At 72.8% G+C, this 25,657-nt stretch carries 19 protein-coding genes; 6 read left to right on the top strand and 13 right to left on the bottom strand.

The window, feature by feature from the left end; translation table 11 throughout:
• Nucleotides 1–5: 5 nt before the first annotated feature.
• Together ACZ6MA_RS11330 and ACZ6MA_RS11325 are read right to left on the bottom strand one after the other, a co-directional pair.
• The gene (locus ACZ6MA_RS11330) at nt 6–2,225 is read right to left on the bottom strand and encodes a HAMP domain-containing protein (RefSeq protein WP_469432918.1); all 2,220 of its coding nucleotides are present in this window, start codon (nt 2,223–2,225) and stop codon (nt 6–8) included.
• A gap of 201 nt (nt 2,226–2,426) precedes the next feature.
• Complete coding sequence (locus ACZ6MA_RS11325) at nt 2,427–3,581, bottom strand: CapA family protein (RefSeq protein ID WP_469432916.1); 1,155 nt, start codon at nt 3,579–3,581, stop codon at nt 2,427–2,429.
• Between the two features lie 18 nt (nt 3,582–3,599).
• Between ACZ6MA_RS11325 and ACZ6MA_RS11320 the strand changes: the two genes are divergently transcribed.
• Nucleotides 3,600–4,598: a hypothetical protein gene (locus ACZ6MA_RS11320; RefSeq protein WP_469432915.1), complete on the top strand. Its 999-nt coding sequence runs from the start codon at nt 3,600–3,602 to the stop codon at nt 4,596–4,598.
• A 296-nt stretch (nt 4,599–4,894) separates the two neighbouring features.
• Here the strand turns inward: ACZ6MA_RS11320 and ACZ6MA_RS11315 are convergent, their stop codons facing one another.
• The 5 genes from ACZ6MA_RS11315 to ACZ6MA_RS11295 all read right to left on the bottom strand — a co-directional run bounded on the left by ACZ6MA_RS11315 (nt 4,895) and on the right by ACZ6MA_RS11295 (nt 11,510).
• Entirely contained in the window at nt 4,895–7,021 is a 2,127-nt protein-coding gene (locus tag ACZ6MA_RS11315) for a 3-hydroxyacyl-CoA dehydrogenase NAD-binding domain-containing protein (RefSeq protein ID WP_469432913.1), read from the bottom strand.
• Nucleotides 7,018–8,238, bottom strand: a complete 1,221-nt coding sequence (locus ACZ6MA_RS11310) for a thiolase family protein (protein WP_469432912.1) — start codon at nt 8,236–8,238, stop codon at nt 7,018–7,020. Before ACZ6MA_RS11310 ends, ACZ6MA_RS11315 begins: the two co-directional genes overlap by 4 nt.
• A 422-nt stretch (nt 8,239–8,660) precedes the next feature.
• On the bottom strand, nt 8,661–9,938 hold the full coding sequence (locus ACZ6MA_RS11305) for an HRDC domain-containing protein (protein WP_469432910.1): 1,278 nt from the start codon (nt 9,936–9,938) through the stop codon (nt 8,661–8,663).
• A gap of 89 nt (nt 9,939–10,027) precedes the next feature.
• Entirely contained in the window at nt 10,028–10,690 is a 663-nt protein-coding gene (locus tag ACZ6MA_RS11300; protein WP_130881701.1) for a response regulator transcription factor, read from the bottom strand.
• Between the two features lie 163 nt (nt 10,691–10,853).
• Nucleotides 10,854–11,510: a DUF3000 domain-containing protein gene (locus ACZ6MA_RS11295; RefSeq protein ID WP_469432909.1), complete on the bottom strand. Its 657-nt coding sequence runs from the start codon at nt 11,508–11,510 to the stop codon at nt 10,854–10,856.
• A gap of 90 nt (nt 11,511–11,600) precedes the next feature.
• Between ACZ6MA_RS11295 and hemE the strand changes: the two genes are divergently transcribed.
• Nucleotides 11,601–12,665: a uroporphyrinogen decarboxylase gene (gene hemE / locus ACZ6MA_RS11290; protein ID WP_469432907.1), complete on the top strand. Its 1,065-nt coding sequence runs from the start codon at nt 11,601–11,603 to the stop codon at nt 12,663–12,665.
• Nucleotides 12,666–12,827: 162 nt separating this feature from the next.
• Here hemE and ACZ6MA_RS11285 read toward each other — a convergent pair whose 3' ends face one another.
• Nucleotides 12,828–14,213, bottom strand: coding sequence for an FAD-dependent oxidoreductase (locus tag ACZ6MA_RS11285; protein WP_469432905.1), 1,386 nt, complete (start codon nt 14,211–14,213; stop codon nt 12,828–12,830).
• A gap of 95 nt (nt 14,214–14,308) precedes the next feature.
• Nucleotides 14,309–15,502, bottom strand: a complete 1,194-nt coding sequence (locus tag ACZ6MA_RS11280; RefSeq protein ID WP_469432903.1) for a thiolase family protein — start codon at nt 15,500–15,502, stop codon at nt 14,309–14,311.
• 198 nt (nt 15,503–15,700) lie between these two features.
• Here ACZ6MA_RS11280 and hemG point away from each other — a divergent pair, with 198 nt between their 5' ends.
• Together hemG and hemQ are read left to right on the top strand one after the other, a co-directional pair.
• Nucleotides 15,701–17,203, top strand: coding sequence for a protoporphyrinogen oxidase (gene hemG / locus ACZ6MA_RS11275; protein WP_469432902.1), 1,503 nt, complete (start codon nt 15,701–15,703; stop codon nt 17,201–17,203).
• A 4-nt stretch (nt 17,204–17,207) separates the two neighbouring features.
• A complete protein-coding gene (gene hemQ / locus ACZ6MA_RS11270; protein WP_398051467.1) occupies nt 17,208–17,924 on the top strand; it encodes a hydrogen peroxide-dependent heme synthase in 717 nt (238 codons plus the stop codon).
• A gap of 207 nt (nt 17,925–18,131) precedes the next feature.
• Here hemQ and ACZ6MA_RS11265 read toward each other — a convergent pair whose 3' ends face one another.
• A complete protein-coding gene (locus ACZ6MA_RS11265) occupies nt 18,132–19,709 on the bottom strand; it encodes an alpha/beta hydrolase (protein WP_469432899.1) in 1,578 nt (525 codons plus the stop codon).
• Between the two features lie 262 nt (nt 19,710–19,971).
• On the opposite strand from ACZ6MA_RS11265, the gene ACZ6MA_RS11260 reads away from it, so the two are divergent.
• Complete coding sequence (locus tag ACZ6MA_RS11260; protein WP_469432897.1) at nt 19,972–20,625, top strand: nuclease-related domain-containing protein; 654 nt, start codon at nt 19,972–19,974, stop codon at nt 20,623–20,625.
• Between the two features lie 241 nt (nt 20,626–20,866).
• On the opposite strand, the gene ACZ6MA_RS11255 is transcribed toward ACZ6MA_RS11260, so the two are convergent.
• Nucleotides 20,867–21,259, bottom strand: a complete 393-nt coding sequence (locus tag ACZ6MA_RS11255; protein WP_469432896.1) for a BlaI/MecI/CopY family transcriptional regulator — start codon at nt 21,257–21,259, stop codon at nt 20,867–20,869.
• A gap of 208 nt (nt 21,260–21,467) precedes the next feature.
• Between ACZ6MA_RS11255 and ACZ6MA_RS11250 the strand changes: the two genes are divergently transcribed.
• Nucleotides 21,468–23,492 (top strand): transglycosylase domain-containing protein, encoded by a 2,025-nt coding sequence (locus ACZ6MA_RS11250; RefSeq protein ID WP_469432894.1) that lies wholly within the window; start codon nt 21,468–21,470, stop codon nt 23,490–23,492.
• A 54-nt stretch (nt 23,493–23,546) separates the two neighbouring features.
• Here ACZ6MA_RS11250 and ACZ6MA_RS11245 read toward each other — a convergent pair whose 3' ends face one another.
• A complete protein-coding gene (locus ACZ6MA_RS11245; RefSeq protein WP_469432893.1) occupies nt 23,547–24,842 on the bottom strand; it encodes a polysaccharide deacetylase family protein in 1,296 nt (431 codons plus the stop codon).
• Between the two features lie 42 nt (nt 24,843–24,884).
• The gene (locus tag ACZ6MA_RS11240) at nt 24,885–25,652 is read right to left on the bottom strand and encodes an aminoacyl-tRNA hydrolase (protein ID WP_469432892.1); all 768 of its coding nucleotides are present in this window, start codon (nt 25,650–25,652) and stop codon (nt 24,885–24,887) included.
• Nucleotides 25,653–25,657: the final 5 nt, after the last annotated feature.

The raw sequence follows: 25,657 nt of genomic DNA, 5'->3' as shown, positions 1-25,657 counted from the left end.
GGCGGTCAGTTCCTTCCGGCCGGCTTGGCCTGGGCCCCGGTGGCGGGGCGCAGCTGCTGGCGGATGAGTTCCAGGTTCCGTACGACCGCGCCGACCTCGTCGTGGTGCTGGGGGAACAGGACGGTCTTCCGGTCTCCGCCGGCCAGCGCCTCGGCCTGGTCGGCCAGGTTGCGCAAGGGGCGGATGACGATGATGTGCAGCCAGCCCAGGCAGGCCACGGCCGCGGTCACCCCGAGCAGTCCGGCGAGCATGGTGTGCCGCTCGGCGGTGTACTCGGGCAGCTCCAGCCAGGCGGCGGGCTGGGCGCTGACGACCTGCCAGTCCAGTCCCTTGACCGCGCCGTTGTCGCTGAAGGGCGCGGCGGCCGCGATGGAGGAGTTCGCCGAGCGGTGCAGGATGGCGGTGCCGTCGGCGTCGCGCCGGGCCGAGACGGCCAGGTCGTTGAGGTGACGGCCGGGCAGCTTGGCGAAGGCGCGGTAGCCGTGCGCCCGGTCGGCCGCGATGATCCGGTGCTTCTTGTCGATCAGCCAGACCTGGCCGAGACCGGGCCGGGTGACCAGGGAGATCAGGAACTGGGTGTCGTACTCGCCGACGACCGTGCGGCCCTGGCCGCCGGGCACCGCCGCGTAGGCCGCGACGGCCGGCTCCTTGCCGGAGGTGTTGAGCTGGACGACGGAGTCCGGGTGCGGCTTCTGCCCGTCCGGGTGGCGGGGGGAGTCGCCGGCCCGGGAGAGGACCTTGCCGTCGCCGTCGAGGACGTAGACCGAGCGGTAGCGGCCGTGCTCGCGCAGGGTCGTCTCCAGGACGGTCTTGTCCGCGCCGTCCTTGCCGCCCGCGCCGACGATCTGGGCGACCGAGGCCACGTCGGCCCAGCCCTCGTTGAGCGCCTTGCGGACCCGGTCGGCGGCGGTGTCGGTACGGCGGCGCTGGTCCTCGACGAGCTGCTGGGGCACGGTCACGGTGCTGCCGGCCCGGTTGAGCAGGAACAGCAGCGGCGCCGACCAGGCGAGCAGGACGGCGGCGCACACGATGACGGTGCCGCGCGTGCCGAAGCCGCCACGGGCCCGGCCGGTGCGGGTGGGACGGCCGCCGAGGCGCTGCTTGCGCAGGCTCTCCAGGGCGGCGCCGATCCGGGCCGGTTCGCGGCCCCGGAACCGGCGCACCGGGCGGTCCAGCTCGCCGCGGCTGAGCCGGCGGCTCTCCAGGTACAGCTGGAGCAGCGGTCGCTGGACGGTCCGCAGCAGCACCCAGCCCACGACGAGGGCCAGGGCGAGCAGGATGCCCGCCGCCGCGAGCCCGAAGGCCTGGGTACGCACCGCCGAGACGTCCTCGGTCACCTCCACCGAGGTGATCACCGACAGGCCCAGGGCGCCCGCGGCGCTGGTCTCGCCGGGGGCGCGGCCGGCCGCCGCGTAGCCCACGGCCGTGCGCTCCTCGCCGCGCTTGCCGCTGCCCATCAAGTGGCCGCTGGCGCCGGGGTGGCCACCGGGCTCCGGGGTCTTGGCGGAGTCGGCGGCGGCGGTCCTGCGGGCCTTCTCGGCCCATGACTTGTGGGACACCGACGGGCCGTCGCTGGCCAGGACCGTACCGGCGGAGTCGACGACGAGGAGGGTGCGGTCCTCGCCGGAGGAGATGCCGGGGACGTTCAGGGTGCCGGAGGCGACGAGCAGCCGCGGCCGGTCGCCGCCGCGCAGGGCGGCCACGACCAGCATCCGGGTCTCGCCGGACCGCAGCTTCACCAGCCGCGGTCCCACCCCGAACGCCTTGCCGTCCTTGTCGTCGCCCTTGGCGTCCGGGGCGCCCTTGAGGACGGTGGCGAGGGGGATGTTCTCACCGCGCGCGGCCAGCAGGGTGCCGCCCACGGGGTCGATGACCGCGGTGCCGCGCCACTTGCTGTAGATCTTGCCGAGCTTGTCCAGGACCGTGTCGGCCGGTACCGGCTCGGGGCCGGTGAACAGGGCGGCGGCGCGCTGGAGGTCGGTGGCGCTCTCGTCGAGCGAGGCGCGCAGCGACAGGGCGCCGTCCTCGGCCACGTGCTGCTGGGACGTCAGGACCGCCGCGTCGAGGCTCGCCCGGTCACGGTCGCCGAGGACCAGGGCCGTCGCTCCCGCCACCGCCAGCAGCAGTGCCAGCAGGGCGGCTATCGGCGGGCGGGCGCCGCCCAGCAGCGGCATGTCCGCGCGACGGCGGGCCTTGCGTCGACGTGAGCCGCGCGAAGCGGACAACGGATTTCCTCTCGTCACGGCACGGGACATGCCGGGACCACGAGATACCTGTCACTGTCTGTCCGTCGCACTGCGTATATGTACGGTGAAACGTTCGGATTCTAAGCAATATTCGAACGCTTTACCAAAACCGTTAGTGTCGACGCAATGACCTAGCGCGTCAATGGGATCTTGGTCACGCTGTCCCTTTACCGCCTCTGGTCAGGGCTTTTCCTCGACCACCAGCGGCCGCAAACCGTCTTTTTCGCCGCCCCGGTTCAGCACGATTCCGCGGGTCCGCTCGTACGCGGTCCGGTAGCGCGCCTTGTGCTCGTCCGACAGCCCCTTGCCGCCGCCCTCCAGCGCGGCCGCCACGTCCACCACCCGGATCTTCGGCTCCAGCTCCACCAGCGTGGGAACGTACCGGGCCTCGGTCACCGACCACTTGCCGTTGGTGCGGGTGAAGGTGAAGCGGCCCATCACGCCCTCCTCGGTGATGCCGAGCGGCTTGGCGTGCCGGGCCACCTGATTGCCCAGGCCGTACGCCACCCAGGTGCCGCGCACCTTCTCGAAGGGCTGCACGACGTGCGCGTGATGACCGACGACCAGGTCGATGCCCGTCTTCTTGGCTATCAGTTCGGCCGTGCGCAGCTGGCTCTTGCTGGCCTCGTTGTGCTCCTCGCGGCCCCAGTGGATGCTGGCGAAGACGACCTCCGCGCCGGCGGCGCGGGCGGCCTTCTCGTCCTTGGCCATCCGCTTCACGTCCACGGTGTTGACCAGCCACGGCTTGTCCTTCGGCACGGTCGTGTCGTTGAAGCCGTAGGCGTAGGACAGCTGGGCGACCTTCACCCCCTTGACGTCCATGATGTTGGGGGTGGCCGCCTCCTTGGCGTCGCGCGCCGAGCCGGTGTGCTTGATGCCCGCCTTGTCCAGTGTGTCCAGGGTCCGCTTCACGGCCTCGGGGCCGTGGTCGAGCGTGTGGTTGGACGCCGTCGAGCAGGTGTCGTAGCCGATGTCCTTGAGGGTGGCCGCGATCTGCGGCGGCACGCTGAACTTCCGGTAGCCGAGGAAGGGGCCCTTCGGCTCCGCCATGACGGTCTCCATGTGGCAGACCGCGAGATCCGCCTGGCTCACCACCGGCTTGATTCCGGCCATCACCGCACCGAAGTCCGGCCCCTGGGTGCCCTTGTCCTTCGCGTCCTTGTTCGCCTGATCGGTTATCTCGGGGTGGATGAGTATGTCCCCGCCCGCGGCCAGCGTGAACGAGGCGTCACCCGCCGGTGCGGCGTCCTCGCGGGTGGAGAGGTAGCCTGCGGTCGAGGCTCCGATGACGGCCGTGGCGGCCAGGGCGAGGACGATACGGCGAGAGCGCTTCACCGGGGTATTTTTACCAACATGAGGCTCAAGCCGGAAATCCCCAGCACCATGACGGCGTCCGCGCTGCTCGGCGCGGTGGCGCTGTTCGGGCTGGCCGGCTGCTCGAACGCGCCGAAGGCCCCCCGCCCGCACCAGGGCGGCCGGCCCGTCGAATCCGCCGACCCGGGCGGCTCCGTCGACCTGCGGCAGTGGATCACCGGCTTCACCGACCGCATCACTCCGAGCGGTGGCTACCGCGTCCCCGGTGCGAGCGAGCGCCGCGCCGTCGCCGACGGCGTCCGCCTCGTCCTCGACGGCAAACAGCCCGAGGCCGAGCGTGCCCTGTCCACCGTCGGCTACACCCTGCGCACCCTCGTCGACCGCGACGGCGGCATGGAGGTCGCGGAGATCGCCGACGCCACGAAGGACGGCGAGTCCCGGCGCGGCTGGGGCCGGGTCTACGTGGACCTGCGCGGCCCGGCCCGCTGGTCGGTGCAGGTCCCGCACCCGACCGCCGACCAGCGAACCGAACAGCTCGGCATCGGTCTGCTGCGCAGCTCGCCCGGCGGTGTGCTCGTCCTGGCGGGCGCGCACCGCAACGCCGGGGCCGACGGCGACGACGAGGAGGGGGACGCGGCCGACGTCGCCCACCGCTCGGACTCGGTCTTCGCCGCCGTCGCGGCCACCCTCGCCGACCGCCGCCTCCCCGCCGTCCAGGTGCACGGCTTCGCCGACAGCAGCTCCCCCGGCAACGACGTCGTCGTCTCGCCCGGCAAGGGCGACGCGGGAGTACCCGCGGCCCACAGGCTGTCCGGCGCGCTGCGCAAGCTGCACCTGCGGACCTGCGAGGTGCGCCAGCGCGACTGCGGCGGACTGGAGGGCCGCACCAACGTCGAGGGCGACCACGCGGACACCGTCGACGTCCCCTTCCTGCACGTCGAGCACAGCCGCCGGGTACGCGACGACGACCGGCTCCTGGCCCAGGCGGTCCGGGCCCTGACCGAGGTCACCAAGCGCTGGAGCACCGGCCGTCGGTGACAGGGCCTGTCACCGACGGACCTTTGTGGATCAGCGACGGCGTCGGGGCACCTCCCGGCGGTGGCCGGGGGAGCGTCGCGAGGCGGAGGACCGTGCCCGCGCCCGGCATACCCGGGTGACTTCGGACAACGCGGCGAGCGCGCGTGCCGGGAGCCCGCGACATCCGCCGGACAGGCCTGAGCACCGGCCGCCGGTAACGGCGAAACGCCGGACGGGCCAGCTCGCCCGTCCGGCGCTTCGGAACTTTCCCCGGCGGATCCGGGGCCCGTGGGCCCCTTCACCGCCCTTCCGGCGCGTTACGCCGGAACGCTCGCCACACCCTGCGGCAGGAACCGCCGGCCGGCGGCCCGCTCGGAGACGCCCTCGCGGTCCAGGTACGGCGTGATGCCGCCCAGGTGGAAGGGCCAGCCCGCACCGGTGATCAGGCACAGGTCGATGTCCTGGGCCTCGGCGACGACGCCCTCGTCCAGCATCAGGCCGATTTCCTGCGCCACGGCGTCCAGCACCCGCTCGCGCACCTGCTCCTCGGTCAGGACGACGTCGCCCTGCTTCAGCAGCGCCGCGACCTCGGGGTCCAGCTCCGGCTTGCCGGAGTCGTAGACGTAGAAGCCGCGCTTGCCGGCCTTGACCACGGCGGCCAGGTTCGGCGAGACGGTGAACCGGTCCGGGAAGGCGCGGTTGAGGGTCTCGGAGACGTGCAGACCGATGGCCGGGCCGACCAGCTCCAGGAGCACCAGCGGGGACATCGGCAGACCGAGCGGCTCGACGGCCTTCTCGGCGGTGGCCACCGGGGTGCCCTCGTCGATGACGTTCTGGATCTCGCCCATGAAGCGGGTGAGGATGCGGTTGACGACGAACGCCGGGGCGTCCTTCACCAGCACCGCGGTCTTCTTCAGCTTCTTGGCGACGCCGAAGGCCGTGGCCAGCGACGCGTCGTCCGTCCGCTCGCCGCGGACGATCTCCAGCAGCGGGAGGATCGCGACCGGGTTGAAGAAGTGGAAGCCCACGACCCGCTCGGGGTTCTTCAGCTTCGACGCCATCTCGGAGACCGACAGCGAGGAGGTGTTGGTGGCCAGGATCGCGTGGGCCGGAACGACCGCCTCGACCTCGGCGAACACCTGCTGCTTGACGCCCATCTCCTCGAAGACGGCCTCGATGACGAAGTCCGCGTCGCCGAAGGCGGCGGCCTTGTCCAGCGAGCCGGAGACCAGGCCCTTGAGACGGTTGGCCTTGTCCTGGTTGACGCGGCCCTTGAGCAGCAGCTTGTCGATCTCGCCGTGGACGTAGCCCACGCCCTTGTCGACGCGCTCCTGGTCGATGTCGGTCAGCACGACCGGCACCTCGAGGCGGCGCGCGAAGAGCAGCGCCAGCTGAGAGGCCATCAGGCCGGCGCCGACGACGCCCACCTTGGTGACCGGGCGGGCCAGGGACTTGTCCGGGGCCCCCGCCGGGCGCTTGGCGCGCTTCTGCACCAGGTTGAAGGCGTAGATGCCGCCGCGCAGTTCGCCACCCATGATCAGGTCGGCCAGCGCCTGGTCCTCGGCGTCGAAGCCGGCACGCAGATCGCCGTTCTTCGCCGCGGCGATGATCTCCAGCGCGCGGTACGCGGCCGGGGCGGCGCCGTGCACCTTGGAGTCGGCGATGGCCTTGCCGCGGGCGACGGCCTGGTCCCAGCCCTCACCGCGGTCGATCTCGGCCCGGACGACCTCGATATCACCCTTGAGCACCGAGGCGGTCCACAGCAGCGACTGCTCCAGGAAGTCCGCACCCTCGAACAAAGCGTCCGCGATACCGAGGTCGAAGACCTGCTTGCCGCGCAGCTGCTTGTTCTGGTTGAGCGAGTTCTCGATGATCACCGAGACCGCGCGGTCCGCGCCGATCAGGTTCGGCAGCAGCGCGCAGCCGCCCCAGCCGGGGACCAGACCGAGGAAGACCTCGGGCAGCGAGAAGGCGGGGATCGCCTTGGAGACCGTGCGATACGTGCAGTGCAGACCGACCTCGACGCCGCCGCCCATCGCGGCACCGTTGTAGTACGCGAAGGTCGGCACGGCCAGCTGCGACAGCCGCTTGAAGACGTCGTGCCCGCCCTTGCCGATGGCCAGCGCGTCCTCGTGGCGCTTGAGCAGCTCGACGCCCTTGAGGTCGGCGCCGACCGCGAAGATGAACGGCTTGCCGGTCAGACCGGCACCGACGATCTCGCCCGCCGCGGCCTCCGCCTCGAGCTGGTCGATCGCCGCGTTCAGGTTCGCGAGCGACTGCGGGCCGAACGTGGTCGGCTTGGTGTGGTCCAGACCGTTGTCCAGCGTGACGAGCGCGAAGCGCCCGGCACCGAAGGGCAGGTCGAGGTGGCGCACGTGCGCCTGGGTCACGACCTCGCCCGGGAACAGCTCGGCCGCGCCCTTCAGGAGTTCAGTGGTGCTCACTTGTTGCCTCCGTCGAAGTGCGGGTTCTCCCAGATGACCGTTCCGCCCATGCCGAAGCCGACACACATGCTCGTGATGCCGTAGCGGACGTGCGGCTGCTCCTCGAACTGCCGCGCCAGCTGCGTCATCAGGCGCACGCCCGACGAGGCCAGCGGGTGGCCGAAGGCGATGGCGCCGCCGTACTGGTTGACGCGCGGGTCGTCGTCCGCGATGCCGTAGTGGTCCAGGAGCGAGAGCACCTGCACCGCGAAGGCCTCGTTGATCTCGAAGAGACCGATGTCGTCGATCGTCAGGCCCGCCTTGGCGAGGGCCTTCTCGGTCGCCGGGACCGGGCCGATGCCCATGACCTCGGGCTCGACACCCGCGAACGCGTACGACACCAGGCGCATCTTGACCGGCAGGCCCAGCTCGCGGGCCACGTCCTCGGCGGCGATCAGCGAGGCGGTGGCACCGTCGTTGAGACCGGCGGCGTTGCCCGCGGTGACCCGGCCGTGCGGCCGGAAGGGGGTCTTGAGACCCGCCAGGTTCTCCAGCGTGGTGCCCGGGCGCATCGGCTCGTCGGCGATGGCCAGGCCCCAGCCGGTCTCCCCGGCCTCCGCGTTGGTGCGGCGGACGGAGATCGGCACCAGGTCGGCCTGGATCTTGCCGTCGGCGTACGCCTTCGCGGCCTTCTCCTGGCTGCGCACCGCGTACTCGTCGGCGCGCTGCTTGGTGATGTGCGGCAGGCGGTCGTGCAGGTTCTCGGCGGTCATGCCCATGAAGAGGGCGGACTCGTCGACCAGCTTCTCCGACACGAAGCGCGGGTTCGGGTCCACGCCCTCGCCCATGGGGTGACGGCCCATGTGCTCGACGCCGCCCGCGATGGCGATGTCGTACGCACCGAAGGAGAGGCCACCGGCGACGGCGGTCACGGCGGTCATCGCACCGGCGCACATGCGGTCGATGGAGTAACCGGGCACGGACTGCGGGAGGCCCGCGAGGATGCCGGCGGTGCGGCCGAGGGTCAGGCCCTGGTCGCCGATCTGCGTCGTGGCGGCGAGGGCGACCTCGTCGATACGTGCCGGGTCCAGGTCCGGGTTACGGCGCAGCAGTTCCCGGATGCACTTGACGACGAGGTCGTCGGCGCGGGTCTCGTGGTAGATGCCCTTCGGGCCCGCCTTGCCGAACGGGGTGCGGACGCCGTCGACGAAAACGACGTCCCTAGCGGTACGAGGCACGTTGGCTCTCCTCCAGATGCGGGATCGCTGCGCGCGGGCACGCCGGTACGGCTCCGCCGCGGTGCGGGCTGACACCGTCATGCTACTTGCGGGTAACCTCGCTGCCCAGTCCCTTGGGCGGGAGCGTCGAAGGTCACATTCCGTAGGCCTGCCGATGGCCCTACCGGCGGTGTCCTCAAGCGCCGGACGGGCTGGCTGTGCTGTGTCCTCAAGCGCCGGACGGGCTGGCTGTGCTGTGTCCTCAAGCGCCGGACGGGCTGGAAATCCAGCCCGTCCGGCGCTTGAGGACGCGCCCGCAGGGCGCTCGCCGCCGCAGGCGGCACGGACGGCCGGCGGCCGAACAACCGCCGGAGGCGTCGGCACCACCGCTGCGCGGCGGTAGTCCTCAAACGCCGGACGGGCTGATTGGGCTGAGGCCGGCCCTAGGCCACCGGTGTGGTCAGGGCCGCCACCAGCACAGGGGTGACCTGTTCGATCTGCCATGCGCGGGCGCCATGCGCGGCGAGGATCTCGGCCACGGACTCCGGCGTCGGGTCCTGCGGGGGCTCCCAGCACAGCCGGCGGACCGTGTCCGGAGTGATCAGGTTCTCCTGCGGCATGGTCAGCCGCTCGGCCAGGGCCGAGACCGCCGCGCGGGCCGTCGACAGCCGTGCCGCGGCGACCGGGTCCTTGTCCGCCCACGCGCGCGGCGGCGGCGGGCCCGTCAGGGGCTGGCCGGGCTGCGGCAGTTCCGCGTCGGGGATCGCCTTGGCGCGGTCGACGGCGGCCTGCCACTGTTCGAGCTGCTTGCGGCTCATCCGGTGGCCGAAGCCGGTCAGGGCCGCGAGTGCCTGGGCGTTCGGCGGCACGTTGAGGGCGGCCTCGATGATCGCGCCGTCGCTGAGCACCTTGCCCGGCGAGACGTCACGGCGCTGCGCGATCTGGTCGCGCGCGGTCCACAGCTCGCGGACCACGGCCATCTGCCGGCGCCGGCGCACCTTGTGCATGCCGGACGTGCGGCGCCAGGGGTCCTTGCGGGGCGGGGCGGGCGGGGCCGCGGCGATGGCCGCGAACTCCTGGCGGGCCCAGTCCAGCTTGCCCTGCCTGTCCAGCTCCTCCTCCAGCGCGTCGCGCAGGTCCACGAGCAGCTCGACGTCGAGCGCCGCGTAGCGCAGCCACGGGTCGGGCAGCGGGCGGGTGGACCAGTCCACGGCGGAGTGGCCCTTCTCCAGGGCGTAGCCGAGGACGTTCTCGACCATGGCGCCGAGGCCCACGCGCGCGAACCCGGCGAGCCGTCCCGCCAGCTCCGTGTCGAAGAGCCGCGACGGCGTCATCCCTATCTCGCGCAGACAGGGCAGGTCCTGGGTGGCGGCGTGCAGCACCCACTCGGCGTCGGCGACGGCCTCGCCGAGGGAGGAGAGGTCGGGGCAGCCGACCGGGTCGATCAGCGCGGAGCCGGCGCCCTCGCGGCGCAGCTGGACGAGGTAGGCGCGCTGGCCGTAGCGGTAGCCGGAGGCGCGCTCGGCGTCGACGGCGACGGGCCCCGTGCCTGCGGCGAACGCCGCGACGACCTCGGCCAGGGCATCGTTGTCAGCGACGACCGGCGGGATGCCTTCGCGTGGTTCCAGCAAGGGGATCGGCGCCGAATCGACGTCGTCCGGGGGAGCGCCCCCGGTGGTTCGCAGTGTCGTGTCTTCTGCGGTCTCTTGGGCGTCGGTCACCGGTCAAGGGTATCTGTGTATGGCAAGCGCCCGTCGACGGAACGTTCCGTCGACGGGCGTGGTGTGTTTTCGCGGGGCCGGTGGCGGGGTCAGTGGATGATGCCGGTGCGCAGTGCGACGGCCACCATTCCGGCCCGGTCGCCGGTGCCGAGCTTGCGCGCGATACGGGCGAGGTGGCTCTTGACGGTGAGGGCGGACAGCCCCATCGAGACGCCGATCGCCTTGTTGGACTGACCCTCCGCCACCAGTCGCAGGACCTCCACCTCGCGCCCGGACAGCTCGCGGTAGCCGCCCGGGTGACCGGGGGCGCCGGGTGGGCGGCGGTGCATTCGGGCCGCGGCGGCGGAGCCGATGGGGGCGGCGCCGGGACGGCCGGGGAGGCCGAGATTGGTGCGGGTGCCGGTGACGACGTAGCCCTTGACGCCGCCCGCGAGGGCGTTGCGCACGGCGCCGATGTCGTCCGCGGCGGACAGGGCGAGGCCGTTGGGCCAGCCCGCCGCGCGGGTCTCGGAGAGCAGGGTGAGGCCGGAACCGTCGGGGAGGTGGACGTCGGCCACGCAGATGTCACGCGGGCTGCCGACTCTGGGGCGGGCTTCGGCGATGGACGAGGCCTCGATCACATCCCGCACGCCCAGGGCCCACAGATGACGGGTGACGGTGGAACGGACACGGGGGTCGGCGACGACGACCATGGCCGTCGGCTTGGTCGGTCGATAGGCGAGGCTCGCAGGTTGCTCGAGAAGAACGGACACCAGGCCTCCAGGGGGAGTGGCGGTGACGGTGCCGACTTGGGGCTAAGCCGGGGCGATCCGTATGGGAAGGGTCATAAGCCTCTTCGGCACCCAACCGTCCCGGCTTTAGGGAATGATCACGAATTGATGAGTAACAATTCGGGCAATTCGGATGGCTGACCGATCAGCGACTCTGCGGACCACGCCGCTGCGGAAGCGTCACGACCCCCGCGTCCGGCGGCCCGCCCGGCGGCAGTCCCGCGATCTGGCAGAGCAGATCGCACCAGGCCGCGAGGTGCGCCGCGGTGTCCGGCGGCTGCGGCACACCGCCCGGACCGCCGGTGTCGGTCGGTGACCACGACGCCCGGATCTCGATCCGTGTCGAGGGCTCCCGCTCCGCGAGCCCCCCGAAGTAGTGCGACCCGGCCCGGGTCACCGTGCCGCTCGGCGCGCCGTACGGCACCCGGCGGGCCTCCAGCGCACCCGTCAGCCAGGACCAGCAGACCTCCGGCAGCAGCGGGTCCGCCGCCATCTCCGGCTCCAGGTCGGCGTGCACGAGCGTCACCATCCGGAACGTACCGCCCCAGGCGTCGTGCCCCGCCGGATCGTGCAGCAGGATCAGCCGCCCGTCCGCCAGCTCCTCGTCGTCCACGACGACCGCCGCCTCCAGCGCGTACGAGAAGGGCGCGAGCCGCTGGGGGGGTGGTGTGGCGTCGAGTTCGATCTCCGGCCGCAGGCGCACTCCTTGCAGCCCGGCGACCGCCTGCCGGAAGACGGACGGGGAGCCCTCCCCGTCCGCGTCGTCCGGACCGTCCGAGAGGTGTCCCTGCGCCGCAGCCATGCCCGGAAGACTAGGCGGAAGAGGCCGCTCTTCCGGGTAGGACACCCACACGGGCGGGTCACTCGTTCGGCCCGTGCGAAGATTTGGGGCATGAGTGAGCGCAGCCAGCTTCAGACCGGCCGCACCGCGGCGCACGACTCGGCGTTCCTGCGGGCGTGCCGACGCGAACCCGTACCGCACACCCCGGTCTGGTTCATGCGACAGGCGGGACGCTCCCTTCCCGAGTACCGCAAGGTCCGCGAGGGCACCGCCATGCTGGAGTCCTGCATGCGCCCCGACCTCGTCACCGAGATCACCCTCCAGCCCGTGCGCCGCCACAACGTCGACGCCGCGATCTTCTTCAGCGACATCGTCGTCCCGCTCAAGGCCATCGGCATCGACCTCGACATCAAGCCCGGTGTCGGCCCGGTCGTGGCCCAGCCGATCCGCAGCCGCGCCGACCTGGAGCGGCTGCGCCCGCTCGACGCGGACGACGTGCCGTACGTGACCGAGGCCATCGGCATGCTCACCGCCGAGCTGGGCACCACCCCGCTCATCGGTTTCGCCGGCGCCCCCTTCACGCTGGCCAGCTACCTCGTCGAGGGCGGCCCGTCGCGCAACCACGAGCACACCAAGGCGCTCATGTACGGCGACCCGGAGCTGTGGGCCGATCTCCTCGACCGGCTCGCGGACATCACCGCCGCCTTCCTGAAGGTGCAGATCGAGGCGGGCGCCTCGGCCGTGCAGCTCTTCGACTCCTGGGTCGGCGCCCTGGCCCCGGCCGACTACCGCCGCTCCGTCATGCCCGCCTCGGCCAAGGTCTTCGACGCCGTCGCCGGCTACGGCGTGCCGCGCATCCACTTCGGCGTCGGCACGGGCGAACTCCTCGGCCTCATGGGCGAGGCCGGCGCGGACGTCGTCGGTGTCGACTGGCGCATCCCCATGGACGAGGCCGCGCGCCGCGTCGGCCCCGGCAAGGCCCTCCAGGGCAATCTCGACCCGGCCGTCCTCTTCGCCGGCCCCGAGGCGGTCGAGGCGAAGGCCCGCGAGGTTCTGGACGCGGCCGAGAAGCTGGAAGGCCACGTCTTCAACCTCGGTCACGGGGTGCTCCCCACGACCGATCCGGACGCGCTGACCCGCCTGGTGGAGTACGTCCACGAGCGGACGGCCCGCTAGGGCCTGGCCGGCGGATCTTCGGCCGCGGCCGGTCTTGCCGCCTGCGGCGGCGAGCGCCCTGCGGGCGCGTCCTCAAACGCCGGACGGGCTGGATGTGGCTGAACTCGGCCACATCCAGCCCGTCCGGCGCTTGCGGCGGCCCTCCCCGGAGGGGCCAGGCGATCAAGGGCCTTCGGCCACCGCCGCGGCCGCCTTGCGGGCCGCGACGAGTACCGGGTCCCACACCGGGGAGAACGGCGGGGCGTAGCCCAGGTCCAGCGCCGTCATCTGTTCCACCGTCATCCGGGCCGTCAGTGCAACCGCCGCGACGTCCACCCGCTTCGCCGCGCCCTCCCGGCCGACGATCTGGACGCCGAGCAGCCGGCCCGTGCGGCGCTCGGCGAGCATCTTCACCGTCATCGGGCGGGCGCCCGGGTAGTACCCGGCGCGGCTCGTCGACTCGACGGTGACGGCCACGAACCGCAGCCCGGCCGCCGTGGCCTGGGCCTCCAGCAGGCCCGTGCGGGCGATCTCCAGGTCACACACCTTGCTCACGGCCGTGCCGACCACGCCCGGGAACGTGGCGTAGCCGCCGCCGATGTTCGTCCCGATCACCTGGCCGTGCTTGTTGGCGTGCGTGCCCAGCGCGATGTGCCGGGTGCGGCCGGCCGGCAGGTCCCAGACCTCCACACAGTCACCGCCCGCCCAGATGTTCTCGTGGCCGCGCACCCGCATCGCCTGATCGGTCAGCAGGCCGCCCGCATCGCCGAGCGGCAGTCCCGCCGCCCGGGCCAGGGTCGTCTCGGGGCGCACCCCCAGCCCCAGCACCACGACCTCGGCGGGGAACTCCCGTCCCCCGGCGGCGACCGCCGTGACGGCACCGTCCGGCCCGGTGACGACCGAGGTGACCTCCGTCCCCGTCACCACCTCGATGCCCATCGCGTCCATCGCCTCCCGGACCAGGGCGCCCATGTCCGGGTCCAGCGTGCCCATCGGCTGCCCGGCCCGCTCGATCACCGTGACCTCGAAGCCGCGGTGGCTCAGGGCCTCCGCCATCTCCACCCCGATGTACCCGGCGCCGATCACGACCGCGGGGCGCCCGTCCGCCGGGTCGAGCTTCGTGAGCCCGTCGAGGAGCGCCCGGCCGTCGTCGAGGGTCTGCACCCCGTACACGCCGCGCGCGTCGATGCCCTCGATCGGCGGCCGGACCGGGCGGGCGCCCGTCGCCAGCACGAGCGCGTCGAAGCCGTGCCAGCGGTCCGTGCCGGACTCCAGATCTCGGGCCCGCACCCGCTGCCCGGCCACGTCCAGCTCCGTCACCTCCGTACGCGTCCGCAGGTCGATGCCGCGCCGGCGGTGCTCCTCGGGGGTGCGGGCGATGAGCGCGTCCGGCCCGTCGACCACGCCACCGGCCCAGTACGGGATGCCGCAGGCCGAGTACGAGGTGAAGTGACCCCGCTCGAACGCCGTGATCTCCAGCTCGTCCGGGCCCTTGAGCCTGCGGGCCTGTGCGGCCGCGGACATGCCCGCCGCGTCCCCTCCGACGATCACCAGTCGTCGCACCGTCATCGCGTCCCGTCCTCTCGCCGTCCGTCACCCCCACGCTACGGGGGACCGGGGCGTTCGCCCCGGCGGGGGAAGACGATGCGCGCGGTGGCCGCCGGTCAGCGTTCGAGGACCAGCGCCTGCCCCTGCCCGACACCCACGCACAGCGCCGCCAGCCCCGTGCCGGAACCCGCCGCCGCGAGCTGGTGGGCGATCGAGCCCGCCAGGCGGGCGCCCGAGCAGCCCAGCGGGTGGCCGATCGCGATCGCGCCGCCCCGGGCGTTGACGATTCCGGGATCGAGGTCCGGCCATGCGGCGAAGCAGCCCAGGGCCTGGGCCGCGAACGCCTCGTTGAGTTCGAAGTGGGTCACGTCGCCGAAACCGCGGCCCGCCTTGGCCAGCGCCCGCCGTACCGCCTCGACCGGACCGAGGCCGAACAGGTCCGGTTCGATGCCGGTGACGGCCGAGGCCCGTACCCGGGCCAGCGGCTCGCGGCCGGTCAGCCGCAGCCCCTCGTCGTCCACGAGCAGCAGCGCGGCGGCACCGTCGTTCAACGGCGAGGAGTTGCCCGCCGTGACCGTGCCGCCCTCCGTACGGAAGGCGGGCTTCAGCCGGGCCAGGGCCTCGGCCGACGTGTCGTCGCGGATGGTCTCGTCGCGCGCCAGGCCGACGCCGGGCAGGGGCACCACCTCCGCGTCGTACGCGCCCTCCCGCCACGCCCGCGCCGCCTTCCGGTGGCTGGCGAGCGCGAACGCGTCCTGCTGCTCCCGGGTGATGCCGTGCTTGTCCGCGATCAGTTCGGCGCCCTCGCCGAGCGGGACCGTCCACCGCGGGTCCATGGCCGTGTTGGTCATCCGCCAGCCGAGGGTGGTCGAGTACATCCGCTGGTCACCGGCCGGGAAGGCCCGCTCGGGCTTGGGCACCACCCAGGGGGCGCGGCTCATCGACTCGACACCGCCCGCGACGACCACCGACGCGTCGCCGAGGGCGACGGCCCGGTACGCCTGCACGACCGCCTCCAGACCGGAGGCGCACAGCCGGTTGACGCTCGCGCCGGGCACGGTCACCGGCAGCCCCGCGAGCAGCACGGCCATCCGCGCGACGTCGCGGTTCTCCTCCCCGGCCCCGTTGGCGTTGCCGAGGACGACGTCGTCGATCCTGGCCGGATCGAGGTCGGGGACCCGTCCGACGAGGGACCGCAGGACGTGCGCGGCGAGGTCGTCGGGGCGGACGCCGGCGAGGGCACCGCCGTACTTGCCGACGGGGGTGCGGACGGCGTCGACGATGTAGACGTCGCGGATGCGGTCGTTCATGGCTTCTCCATCAGCGGTCGGGCGGTCGGCGGTCGACGTCGTGTCCACGCGCGGCACCGCACGTGTTCGCCCGGTGAACGCTCGTTCATGATCGGCCGGTGACGAGTCTCGGCGGGCCGCCGAGCCCTGTCAATGGCCGTACGGGCGGGGCCCCGGGGGACCCCGGGGACGGGCGGCGGCGTCTGAGAGAGTGGGCCCATGAGCGCAGTGGACACGCGTACGAACCATGTGGTCGTCATCGGTGGCGGGATCTCGGGGCTGGCGGCGGCCCACCGGCTGGCGGAGGGCGGCGTGAAGGTCACGCTCCTGGAGGCCTCGGGCCGGCTCGGCGGCAAGCTCCTGGCGGGCGAGATCGCGGGCATGCCGGTGGACCTGGGAGCCGAAGCGATGCTGGCGCGGCGGCCCGAGGCCGTCGAGCTGGCCCGCGCGGTCGGCCTCGCCGACCGGCTCCAGCCGCCGGCCGTCGCGACGGCGGCGCTGTGGACACGCGGCGGCCTGCGCCCCATGCCCAAGGGCCACCTGATGGGCGTGCCCGGCACCCTCGCCCCGCTGGCCGCCTCCGGGGTGCTCTCCGACGAGGGACTCGCCCGGATCGCCCGGGACGAGGAACTCCCGCACACCGAGACCGGCGAGGACGTCGCCGTCGGCGCCTACGTGGCGCAGCGGATGGGCCGCGAGGTCGTGGACCGGCTCGTCGAACCACTGCTGGGTGGCGTCTACGCGGGCGACGCCTACCGGATCTCCATGCGGGCGGCCGTCCCGCAGCTCTTCGAGGCGGCGCGTACGCACCGCTCGCTGGCCGAAGGCGTACGGGCCGTCCAGGCGCGGGCCGCCCGCGAGCGGGACGGCGGGGCCGGAGCCGGCGGAGCGGGCCGGGAGCTGGAGGACGGCGGGACGGAGCGGGCCGGGAACGGCACGGACCGGCCGGTCTTCATGGGCATCGCCGGTGGCGTCGGGCGGCTGCCCCTCGCCGTCGCGGACGCCCTGCGCGCGGCGGGCGGGGAGATCCGCCTCGGCACCCCGGTGACGGCCGTGCGCCGCACCGCCGACGGCTGGCGGATCGAGCTGGAGACGGAGACGGTCACGGCGGACGCCGTCGTCCTCGCCACCCCCACGCACGACGCGGCCCGGCTGCTCGGGGAGGTCTGCCACCCGGCCGCCGCCGAGCTGGCCGCCGTCGAGTACGCCTCCATGGCCCTGGTCACCATGGCGTTCCGCCGCTCGGACGTGGCGGGCATCCTGTCCGGCAGCGGCTTCCTGGTGCCGCCCGTCGACGGCCGCACGATCAAGGCCTCCACCTTCTCCGGCAACAAGTGGCGGTGGAACGCGGACGCCGACCCGGACTTGTTCGTCCTGCGTACCTCGATCGGGCGGTTCGGCGACGAGGACGATCTGCGGCGCGAGGACCACGAACTGGTGTCGATGTCGCTCAAGGACCTCGGGGACGCGGTGGGCCTCGCCGCGACGCCGGTCGACAGCCTCGTCACCCGCTGGCACGGCGGACTGCCGCAGTACCCGGTGGGCCATCTCGACCGGGTCGCCCGGATCCGCGGGCACGTCGCGAGCCTGCCCGGCCTGCGGGTCTGCGGTGCCGCCTACGACGGGGTGGGCATCCCCGCCTGCGTCGCCGGCGGTCACCGGGCCGCCGACGAGGTCCTCGGGACCCTGGCGCCGGGCGCCGGAGACCGCGGGGGAGAATAGGGACATGACTGACGCCCCTCAGAAGACCCCGAACGCCGGCAAGAAGGCCAAGGACCTCAACGAGGTCATCCGCTACACCCTCTGGTCGGTGTTCAAGCTGCGTGACGTCCTGCCTCAGGACCGGGCGGGCTACGCCGACGAGGTGGAGGAGCTGTTCGCCCAGCTCGCCGAGAAGGACGTCACCGTGCGCGGCACGTACGACCTTTCGGGGCTGCGGGCCGATGCCGATGTGATGATCTGGTGGCACTCGGAGACCTCGGACGCTCTCCAGGACGCGTACAACCTCTTCCGCCGCACGAAGCTCGGCCGCGCGCTGGAGCCGGTGTGGTCGAACATGGCGCTGCACCGCCCTGCCGAGTTCAACAAGTCGCACATCCCGGCGTTCCTCGCGGACGAGACGCCGCGCGACTACGTCAGCGTCTACCCCTTCGTGCGCAGTTACGACTGGTACCTGCTGCCCGACGAGGACCGCCGCCGCATGCTCGCGGACCACGGCAAGATGGCGCGCGGCTACCCGGACGTGCGCGCCAACACCGTCGCCTCCTTCTCGCTCGGCGACTACGAGTGGATCCTGGCCTTCGAGGCCGACGAGCTGTACCGCATCGTCGACCTCATGCGCCACCTGCGGGCGTCGGAGGCCCGTATGCACGTCCGCGAAGAGGTGCCGTTCTACACCGGTCGCCGCCGGGCCGTGTCGGAACTGGTCGCGGGCCTGGCCTAGGTCTGTCCGGCCGCTGCACGGCGGTGTCCTCAATCGCCGGACGGGCTGCAAATGCAGCCCGTCCGGCGATTGAGGACGCGCCCGCAGGGCGCTCAGCCGCCGCAGGCGGCGAAGACGGCCCGCAGCCGAAGGGTCCGCCGGCCAGGCGAGAGGCGGCACAGCCGGCCGGTAGCCGAAGATCCGCCGGACACGGCCCGGGCGGCGCCGTCAGGCGCGTGTCGTGCCGGTCGTCGGCCGGGGCTCCGCGCGGGGGGCGCAGAACGTGCGGCGCGCGGGGACCGCACCGGTGAGCAGATAGCGCTCGGCGTGGCGGTTGACGCACGCGTTCGGGCCGCCCGCGATGCCGTGCGTGCCCGCGCCGCGCTCGGTGACCAGCGCCGAGCCCGGCAGTCTGCGCTGGAGTTCCAGCGCTCCCCGGTACGGCGTGGCCGCGTCCCGCTCGGCGGCCAGCAGCAGCGTGGGCGGCAGCGCGCCCTTGGCCACCCGGATGGGCAGCGGCCGCTGCCGTGGCGCCTGCCAGAACGCGCACGGCAGGTTCATCCAGGCGTTGTCCCACGTCTCGAAGGGTGCCCGGCGGGCGAGCCGGGTGTTGTCCCGGTCCCAGACCGCCCAGGAGCGGGGCCAGGGCGCGTCGTTGCACTCCACGGAGGTGTAGACGGCGTTGCTGTTCTCCTCGGCGCGCGCGGCCGCGGGGTCGGGTGCGGCGAGCACGCGCAGCGGCTGGTCGTCGCCGCGCAGGTACGCGGACAGGGCGTTGGCCGTCCGCGCCCAGAAATTGTCGGCGTAGCCGGTCTTGAGGAACGCCGACTGCAGCTGCCCGGGGCCGACCGTCCCGCCCGCCGGGCGCCGGGCGAGCCGTGCCCGCGCCTTGTCGTAGGAGGCCAGCACCTGACGTGCGGTGTGGCCCAGGTGGTAGACGTCGTCGTGCCGGGCGGCCCAGCGCCGCCAGTCGGCCCAGCGGGTCTCGAAGGCGGCGGACTGGTCGAGGTTGTTGCGGTACCAGACCTGGGTGGTACGGGGGTCGACCACGCTGTCGAAGACCATGCGGCGCACGTGCCCTGGGAACAGCGTGGCGTACAGGGCGCCGAAGTACGTGCCGTACGACGCCCCCATGTAGGAGAGCCGCTTCTCGCCGAGCGCGGCGCGCAGCACGTCGAGGTCGCGGGCGTTGTTGAGGCTGGTGAAGTGCCGCAGGCCGCTGCCCGCCTTGTGGGCGCACGCCCTTGCGTAGGCCCGGGCCTGGGCCACCCGCTTCTTCTTGTACGCGGCGGAGGGGTGTTTCGGTGACGCGGTGGGGGCCTTGGCGAACCGTTTCGGGTCCATGCAGGACAGCGGCGACGAGCGGGCGACGCCACGCGGCGCGTATCCGACGAAGTCGTAGGCCCGGGAGGTCGCGTGCCACTGGGCGAGCCCGGCGAGCAGCGGGAACCACATGCCGGAGCTGCCCGGGCCGCCCGGGTTGTAGACCAGGGCGCCCTGGCGCTGGGCGGCGGTGCCGGTCGCGGGGACGTGGCTGACGGTGAGGCGGATGCGTTTGCCGTCGGGGCGGGCGTAGTCCAGCGGGACGGAGACCGTGCCGCACCGCACCGGCGCCGGGAGTTGTTCGACGGCGGGGCAGGCGCCGAAGGTGATGCCCTCGGCGGCGGCGCGCTCGGCCGCGAGGGCCACGCCGCGCGCCTCGGCCCGGCCCTCCGGTGGGAGGGCGTGGGTGGCGCCGTCGGCGGGTGTGGTGAGCCCGGTGAGGACCAAGGACCCGAGGATTCCGTACAGGGCTACTGCTTTCACTGCCCATCCCTTCACGTCAAATGCGACAAAAGGGATAATTGGTTCGGCAGTTGATGATGTAAAGCACCGGCGGGAAGTGTCGGCCGCAATGCGTCCGAAGAGGGGGCGGCGGGCCGCCGTCCGCGCTCGCCGTTTCGGGGGCGGGCAATTGGCGAGGCCCCGCGATCGGGGGGACGTCGCGGGGCCTCGGTCGGTTCAACGGACGGGAAATTGGGTTGGTTCCCGCGCTTCTGCGGCAGTATGGCGGGTGGGGGTGGTAGGAGTGCGCGAGCGGCCGGGCGCGAAGAGGACCGGGGACGGCAAGAGCTACGACCCGGAGCGGCTGTTCCTGCCGCCCGATGACGATCTCGCCCCGAACCGCCCGGGGGAGACGCTCCGCGCGCGGCTCGACGCGTCCGGCACCGGCCGGGCCCGGCTCGCCCTCGCTCGCCTCCTCGGCCGCAGGCCCGTGGAGGACGAGTGGCGCACGGCGCTGGCCGGTGAGCAGCTCGTCGGCGCCGCGCTGGACGAGCTGACGGCGGGCGGCTGGGAAGTGGTGCACTCCCTCGTCCTGCCGGGCGACGCGATCATCGCCCATCTGCTGATCGGCCCCGGCGGCGTCTTCAGCGTCGGGGTGAAGCAGGCCCGCCGACGGACGGTCGTCGTCGACGACGCCCTGGTCCGTGTGGCGCGGCGGGACGCGGACCGCTCGACGCTGGTGCTGACCCGTGGCTGCGGGTTCCCGGTGCGGGTGCGGCCGGTGCTGGTGGTCGTCGGAGCCAGGAGCGTGGACGTGCCGACCGCGCCGGAGGACGTACGGATCCTGCGGGAGCGGGAGATCCCCGGCCTCGGCACGCTGGGCGGCACCCTGCACCCGGACCGGGTGGCCCGCATCCACACGGTGGCCCGCAACCGCCGCGTCTGGCTGTGGGCGTGACGCGGATCTTCGGCTACGGGCCGTCGTGGCCGCCTGCGGCGGCGGGCGCCCTGCGGGCGCGTCCTCAAGCTCCCCCAGCTACCGCTGGGGGGACCCCCAGCGGGCTGAAATCAGCCCGTCCGGCGCTTGAGGACACAGCACAGCAGCCCGTCCGGCGCTTGAGGACACCACCGTGCAGCGGTGGTGCGGACGCCACGGGCCGCGGCGCCCGCCCGCATGATCCGCCGGACAGGCCCAGGCGTCAGTGCGCGCCGGACGCCAGCAGCCGGCGCAGCAGAGCCTCGTCCATGGGGGTCAGTCCGGTGACGAAGCGGGTCAGCACGGCCTCCCGGTCCGGCCGGCCGTCGAGGACCTTGTGCATCCGGCGGGCGGCCAGCCCGCAGTCGTCGGTGACGGGGGCGTAGGCGTAGGCCCGGCCGCGCGGGGTGCGGGTGAGCACCTCCTTGGCGTGCAGCCGGGACAGGATCGTCACCACCGTGCTGTACGTCAGCTCGCCCGCGAGCCGGCCCTGGACCTCGCGGGGGGTCAGCGGGGCCTCGGCCCGCTGCAGCGCCGTGAGGACCTCGCCCTCCAGCGCTCCGTTCGCGCGGCGCCGGCCCTGACGGACCACGGTGGTAGGTGTGCCTGCTGACATGCCTGCGGCGTACTCTCTGTTCGTCTTCCCGCCCGGAACGACCCGGGATGTTCCTCGTCTACAGAAGTGTAAAGGCGTGTCGGGGCTGCTCCCGCCACGCTTTCCGGCCGCCCCGGGTGGCGCGTCCGGACCCCCGGGGAGAGGGTTCCGGGACGACTGTGACGGGGCTTTCGTCCCGGAGATTTGACCCGGGCCGTAGGGTCGAGCGGTGTTCGAACGTCGAAATGGGGCGCACGCCCGGAACCAAGCCGCCCCGGCCCCCCGCCGTCGGGCCGCCTCCCTCCTCCTGCGGCTGCGCCCCGCCTACCCCCGCCCGGGGCGGCGCGGCTTCCGCCGCTGGGTGCCCTCGTGGCGTCAGAGCCTGGGTGCGGCCGCCGTCGTCACCGGCGCGTTCGCGGCCCTCGTCGGGATCCTCTACGCGCGCACGGAGATACCCGCCGACCTCAATGCCTTCGCCACCCAGCAGGACAACGTCTACTACTGGGCCGACGGCACCGAGATGGCCCGTACCGGCGAGGTCAACCGGCAGGACACCGCCCTGGAGAAGGTCCCCGAGAAGGTGCGCTGGGCGGCGCTGGCCGCCGAGAACGAGACCTTCTACTCCGACAGCGGGATCTCCGTCAGCGGCATCACCCGCGCCCTCACCAGGATGATCACGGGCGGGGAGACGCAGGGCGGGTCGACGATCACCCAGCAGTACGTGAAGAACGCCTACCTCAACCAGGAGCAGACGTTCAGCCGCAAGCTCACCGAGATGTTCATCGCCATCAAGCTGGACAACAAGATGACCAAGTCGGAGATCCTGGAGGGCTACCTCAACACCAGCTGGTACGGGCGGGGCACGTACGGCATCCAGCGCGCCGCCCACGCCTACTACGGCAAGGACGTCTCGCAGCTCAACGCGAGCGAGGGCGCGGTGCTGGCCTCACTGCTCAAGGGGGCCGCCCTGTACGACCCGGCGATCAGCCGCGCGAACCACGAGCGGGCCGTCGAACGCTGGAAATGGACCCTGGACCGGATGGTCGCCATCGGCCGGCTCTCCCCGAAGGAGCGGGCGGGCTACACCACCTTCCCCGAGCCCAAGGCCCCGCCCAAGCCGGCCGGGCTGAACGGGCAGACGGGCTACCTCGTGGAGACCGCCCGCGCCTATGTGAGCGCCCACACCGAGGTCTCCGACGCCGACTTCGACCTCGGCGGCTACCAGATCCGCACCACCTTCGAGAAGCCGAAGGTCGAGGCGCTCAAGAAGGCCGTGGGGGACGTGCGGGGGCGGCTCGACCCCGAACGGCGGGAGGCCGACCGGAACGTCCGCATCGGCGCCGCCTCGGTCACCACCGACGGGCGCATCGTCGCCCTCATCGGCGGGCCGGACTACCTCAAGCAGGGTTTCAACGACGCCAACTCCTCCGTCGTCCCGGCGGGCACCGCCTTCACCCCCTTCGTCTACGCGGCCGCCCTGCGCGACGGCGTCCAGCGCGAGCGCGGCAAGCCACGGGTGCGCGTGACCCCGGCCACCGTCTACGACGGCAACGACAAGGTGACGATCCGGACGCCCGAGGGCCCGTACTGGGACCGCTCCGGGAAGATCGTCAAGGCGCTCAACGAGGGCGGCAAGTCCTACGGCAAGGTGCCGCTGCGGGAAGCGGTGGTGAAGGGGATCAACGCCCCGATCATGCAGCTGGGCATGGACGTCGGCCTGGACCGGGTGGGCCGGACGGCCGTCGAGAGCGGACTGCTCGCCTCCAGCCTTGGCCCCCAGGTGCCCGCCTTCTCCCTCGGCACCACCACACCCAGCGCCATCCGGATGGCCGGGGCCTACGCCACCTTCGCCGCCCGGGGCGCGCACAGCGAGCCGTACTCCGTCACCCGGCTCACCCGCAACGGCGACGCCGTCCCCGTGGACAAGCCGACGGCCGAGCGGGCCCTGCCCGCCTCCGTGGCCGACGCCGTGGACGACGCGCTGCGCGAGACGGTCCGGCACGGCACGGCCGGTGCGGCGCGGGCGGCAGGGGCCGATGTGGCGGGCAAGGCCGGCACCGGCCCGGACAACAAGTCGGCCTGGTTCGTCGGCTACCGCGGCACGCTCTCGACCGCCGTCTCGCTCTCCCGCATCGACCCCAAGACCCAGGCGCTGCAGCCGCTGACCGGTCTCGGCGGGGCGGCGAAGTCCGTCTCCGGCAGCCCGTACCCGATCGGCGTCTGGACGGCGTACACGACCGAGCTGGGCAAGTGACGGCCGCGCCCCGGCCCCGACGCGGGGGCCGGGGCGCGCCGGGCTGCTGCCGGGCTACTTCAGGAACGTCTGCCAGTTCGGCGCCTGCGCGGGGTCCAGACCGCGCAGCTTCGCCAGCACCTTCGGGTCCTGCGCGTCCAGCCAGTCGGCGAGCTGCTTGAACGACACGCAGCGCACGCCGTCCCGTTTGCAGACCGACTTCACCACGTCCTCGACGGCCTTCATGTATATGCCGCCGTTCCAGTCCTCGAAGTGGTTGCCGACGAACATCGGCGCCCGGCTGCCGTTGTAGACCCGCTCGAAGCCGTTGAGGTAACCGTCCCGGGTCAGCTTCCGCCACTCGGCGTACTTGGCCGGGTCGCCCTTGGTCGAGCCGCCGGACTGGTTGTAGAGGAAATTGAAGTCCATGGACAGGACCTGCTTCTCGCTCTTCGGATACGGCAGCAGTTGCAGCGGAAAATTCCAGATGCCGTTGATCTGCGACGGCCAGAGCTGGAAGTCACCGGGCGAGCTGGCGTCGTAGCGCCAGCCGAAGGACTTCGCCGCCGTCAGGAGTGACTTTTGTCCCTCCAGGCACGGGGCGCGCCCGCCGACCAGCTCCTTCTTGAAATCGAAGGGCAGGGGCGGAAGGTCCTTGTAGCCCGTGTTGGTCTTCCAGTTCTGCACGAAGGAATACGACTGCTCGATCTCGCTCCGCCACTCGTCCGGGCTCCACTCGCCGCCGCCCTTGGGCCCGCAGAAATGGCCGTTGAAATGGGTGCCTATCTCATTGCCGTCCAGCCACGCGCCACGGAGCTGCGCAATGGTGTCCTTGATGTGCGGGTCGGTCGCGTAGGAGATCGCCGCTTCACCCGGCTTGTGCTGCGGCGGCTTGTACAGCGACGCCTTCGACTTGGGCAGCAGATACATCGAGCTGAGGAAGAACGTCATCTGCGCGTCGTTCTCCTTGGCGACCTGGCGGAAGTGCGCGAACAGGTCGTCGTCGCCGGACAGCGCCCCGTCCCAGGAGAAGACCACGAACTGCGGCGGCTTCTCGCCCGGCTTCAGCTTCTCGGCCTTCGGCTGCTTGGGCTGCGGTCCGGTGTAGGACGTCGAGCCGTCGCCGAGCACCCGGACCTTGCCGTCCCACTTCTCTTCCGGCTTCTTCGTGCCGCCGCCCGGCCCGCCGTGCGCCGAGGCGTCCGCCGCCGGGGACGCGGCGGTGTCCTTGCCCCCGTCCCGCTCGGGGTCCTTGGCGAACGCCAGCCCGGCCACGATCGCGAGCACGAGGGCCGAGGCACCCAGGGCCGACCCCGCGTACGAAGACCACTTTGACCGGTTGGACGGATTCGTCCCGTTCGTCCTCGTCAACTTCGTACTCCCTGGCGCCAGTACACATGTTCCGGCCCAGTATCACCCGATGCCCGGACGACCCCGAAGTGTCGGGTGGTCGGCGACCACCGTGCACGACCCGGGGGCGATCTCGGTGAACCCCGCGTCCCGCACGACCGGCAGGCCGCTCGTCGTCAGCTCCGCCCAGCGTGCCGGGTCGGCGGTCCGCACCGACAGCGCGAAACCGGAGTCCCGCCAGGCCGCGCGTGCCGCGTCGTCCAGCCCCCACCAGGCCAGATGCGCACCGTGCCCGGCCTGCGCCATCGCCTTGCCCGCCGACATCTCCAGGGCCGGGTTCAGCCACAGCACCGGACGCGCCGGGTCCGGTGCGGCCGGGGGCTCCGGATCGGCCAGGTCCGTGCCCGACACCTGGAGCTTGACCAGCTCCTTGGGCCAGCCGTCCAGCGGCACGGGCGGGAAGACCCGGACCTCGGCCGCCGCCCCCGTCACGGTGATCCCCGGCAGCAGCGCCGCCCGCCGCCACTCGGCGCCGCGCGCCCGGCGCACCACCTTGCGGATCCGGGCGTCCTGCCAGTCCCGGACCGCCTGCGCCCACTCGCCCTCCGCCTCGCCCTCGCCCCGGGACCGCTCGTCGGAGAGCATGGCCAGCACCGCCCGCGCCGCCGTCTCCAGGGCGTCCGTACGGGCCGGGGGCCCGGCCTTCTCGATCCGCACCACGAGCGGCAGCACGAACTGCGGGGACGCGTCACGGGGATCGGCGCCCCGGGGCGGGGAAGCGGCCCCGGGTGCCTGGGAAGGAGTCTCGGAAGCGGTATCAGAGCTGGTCACCCCCT

Source organism: Streptomyces sp. NPDC042259, from assembly GCF_055582085.1.
Note: the sequence above shows the minus strand (reverse complement) of the source record. Positions and strands in the feature narration are given on the sequence as shown.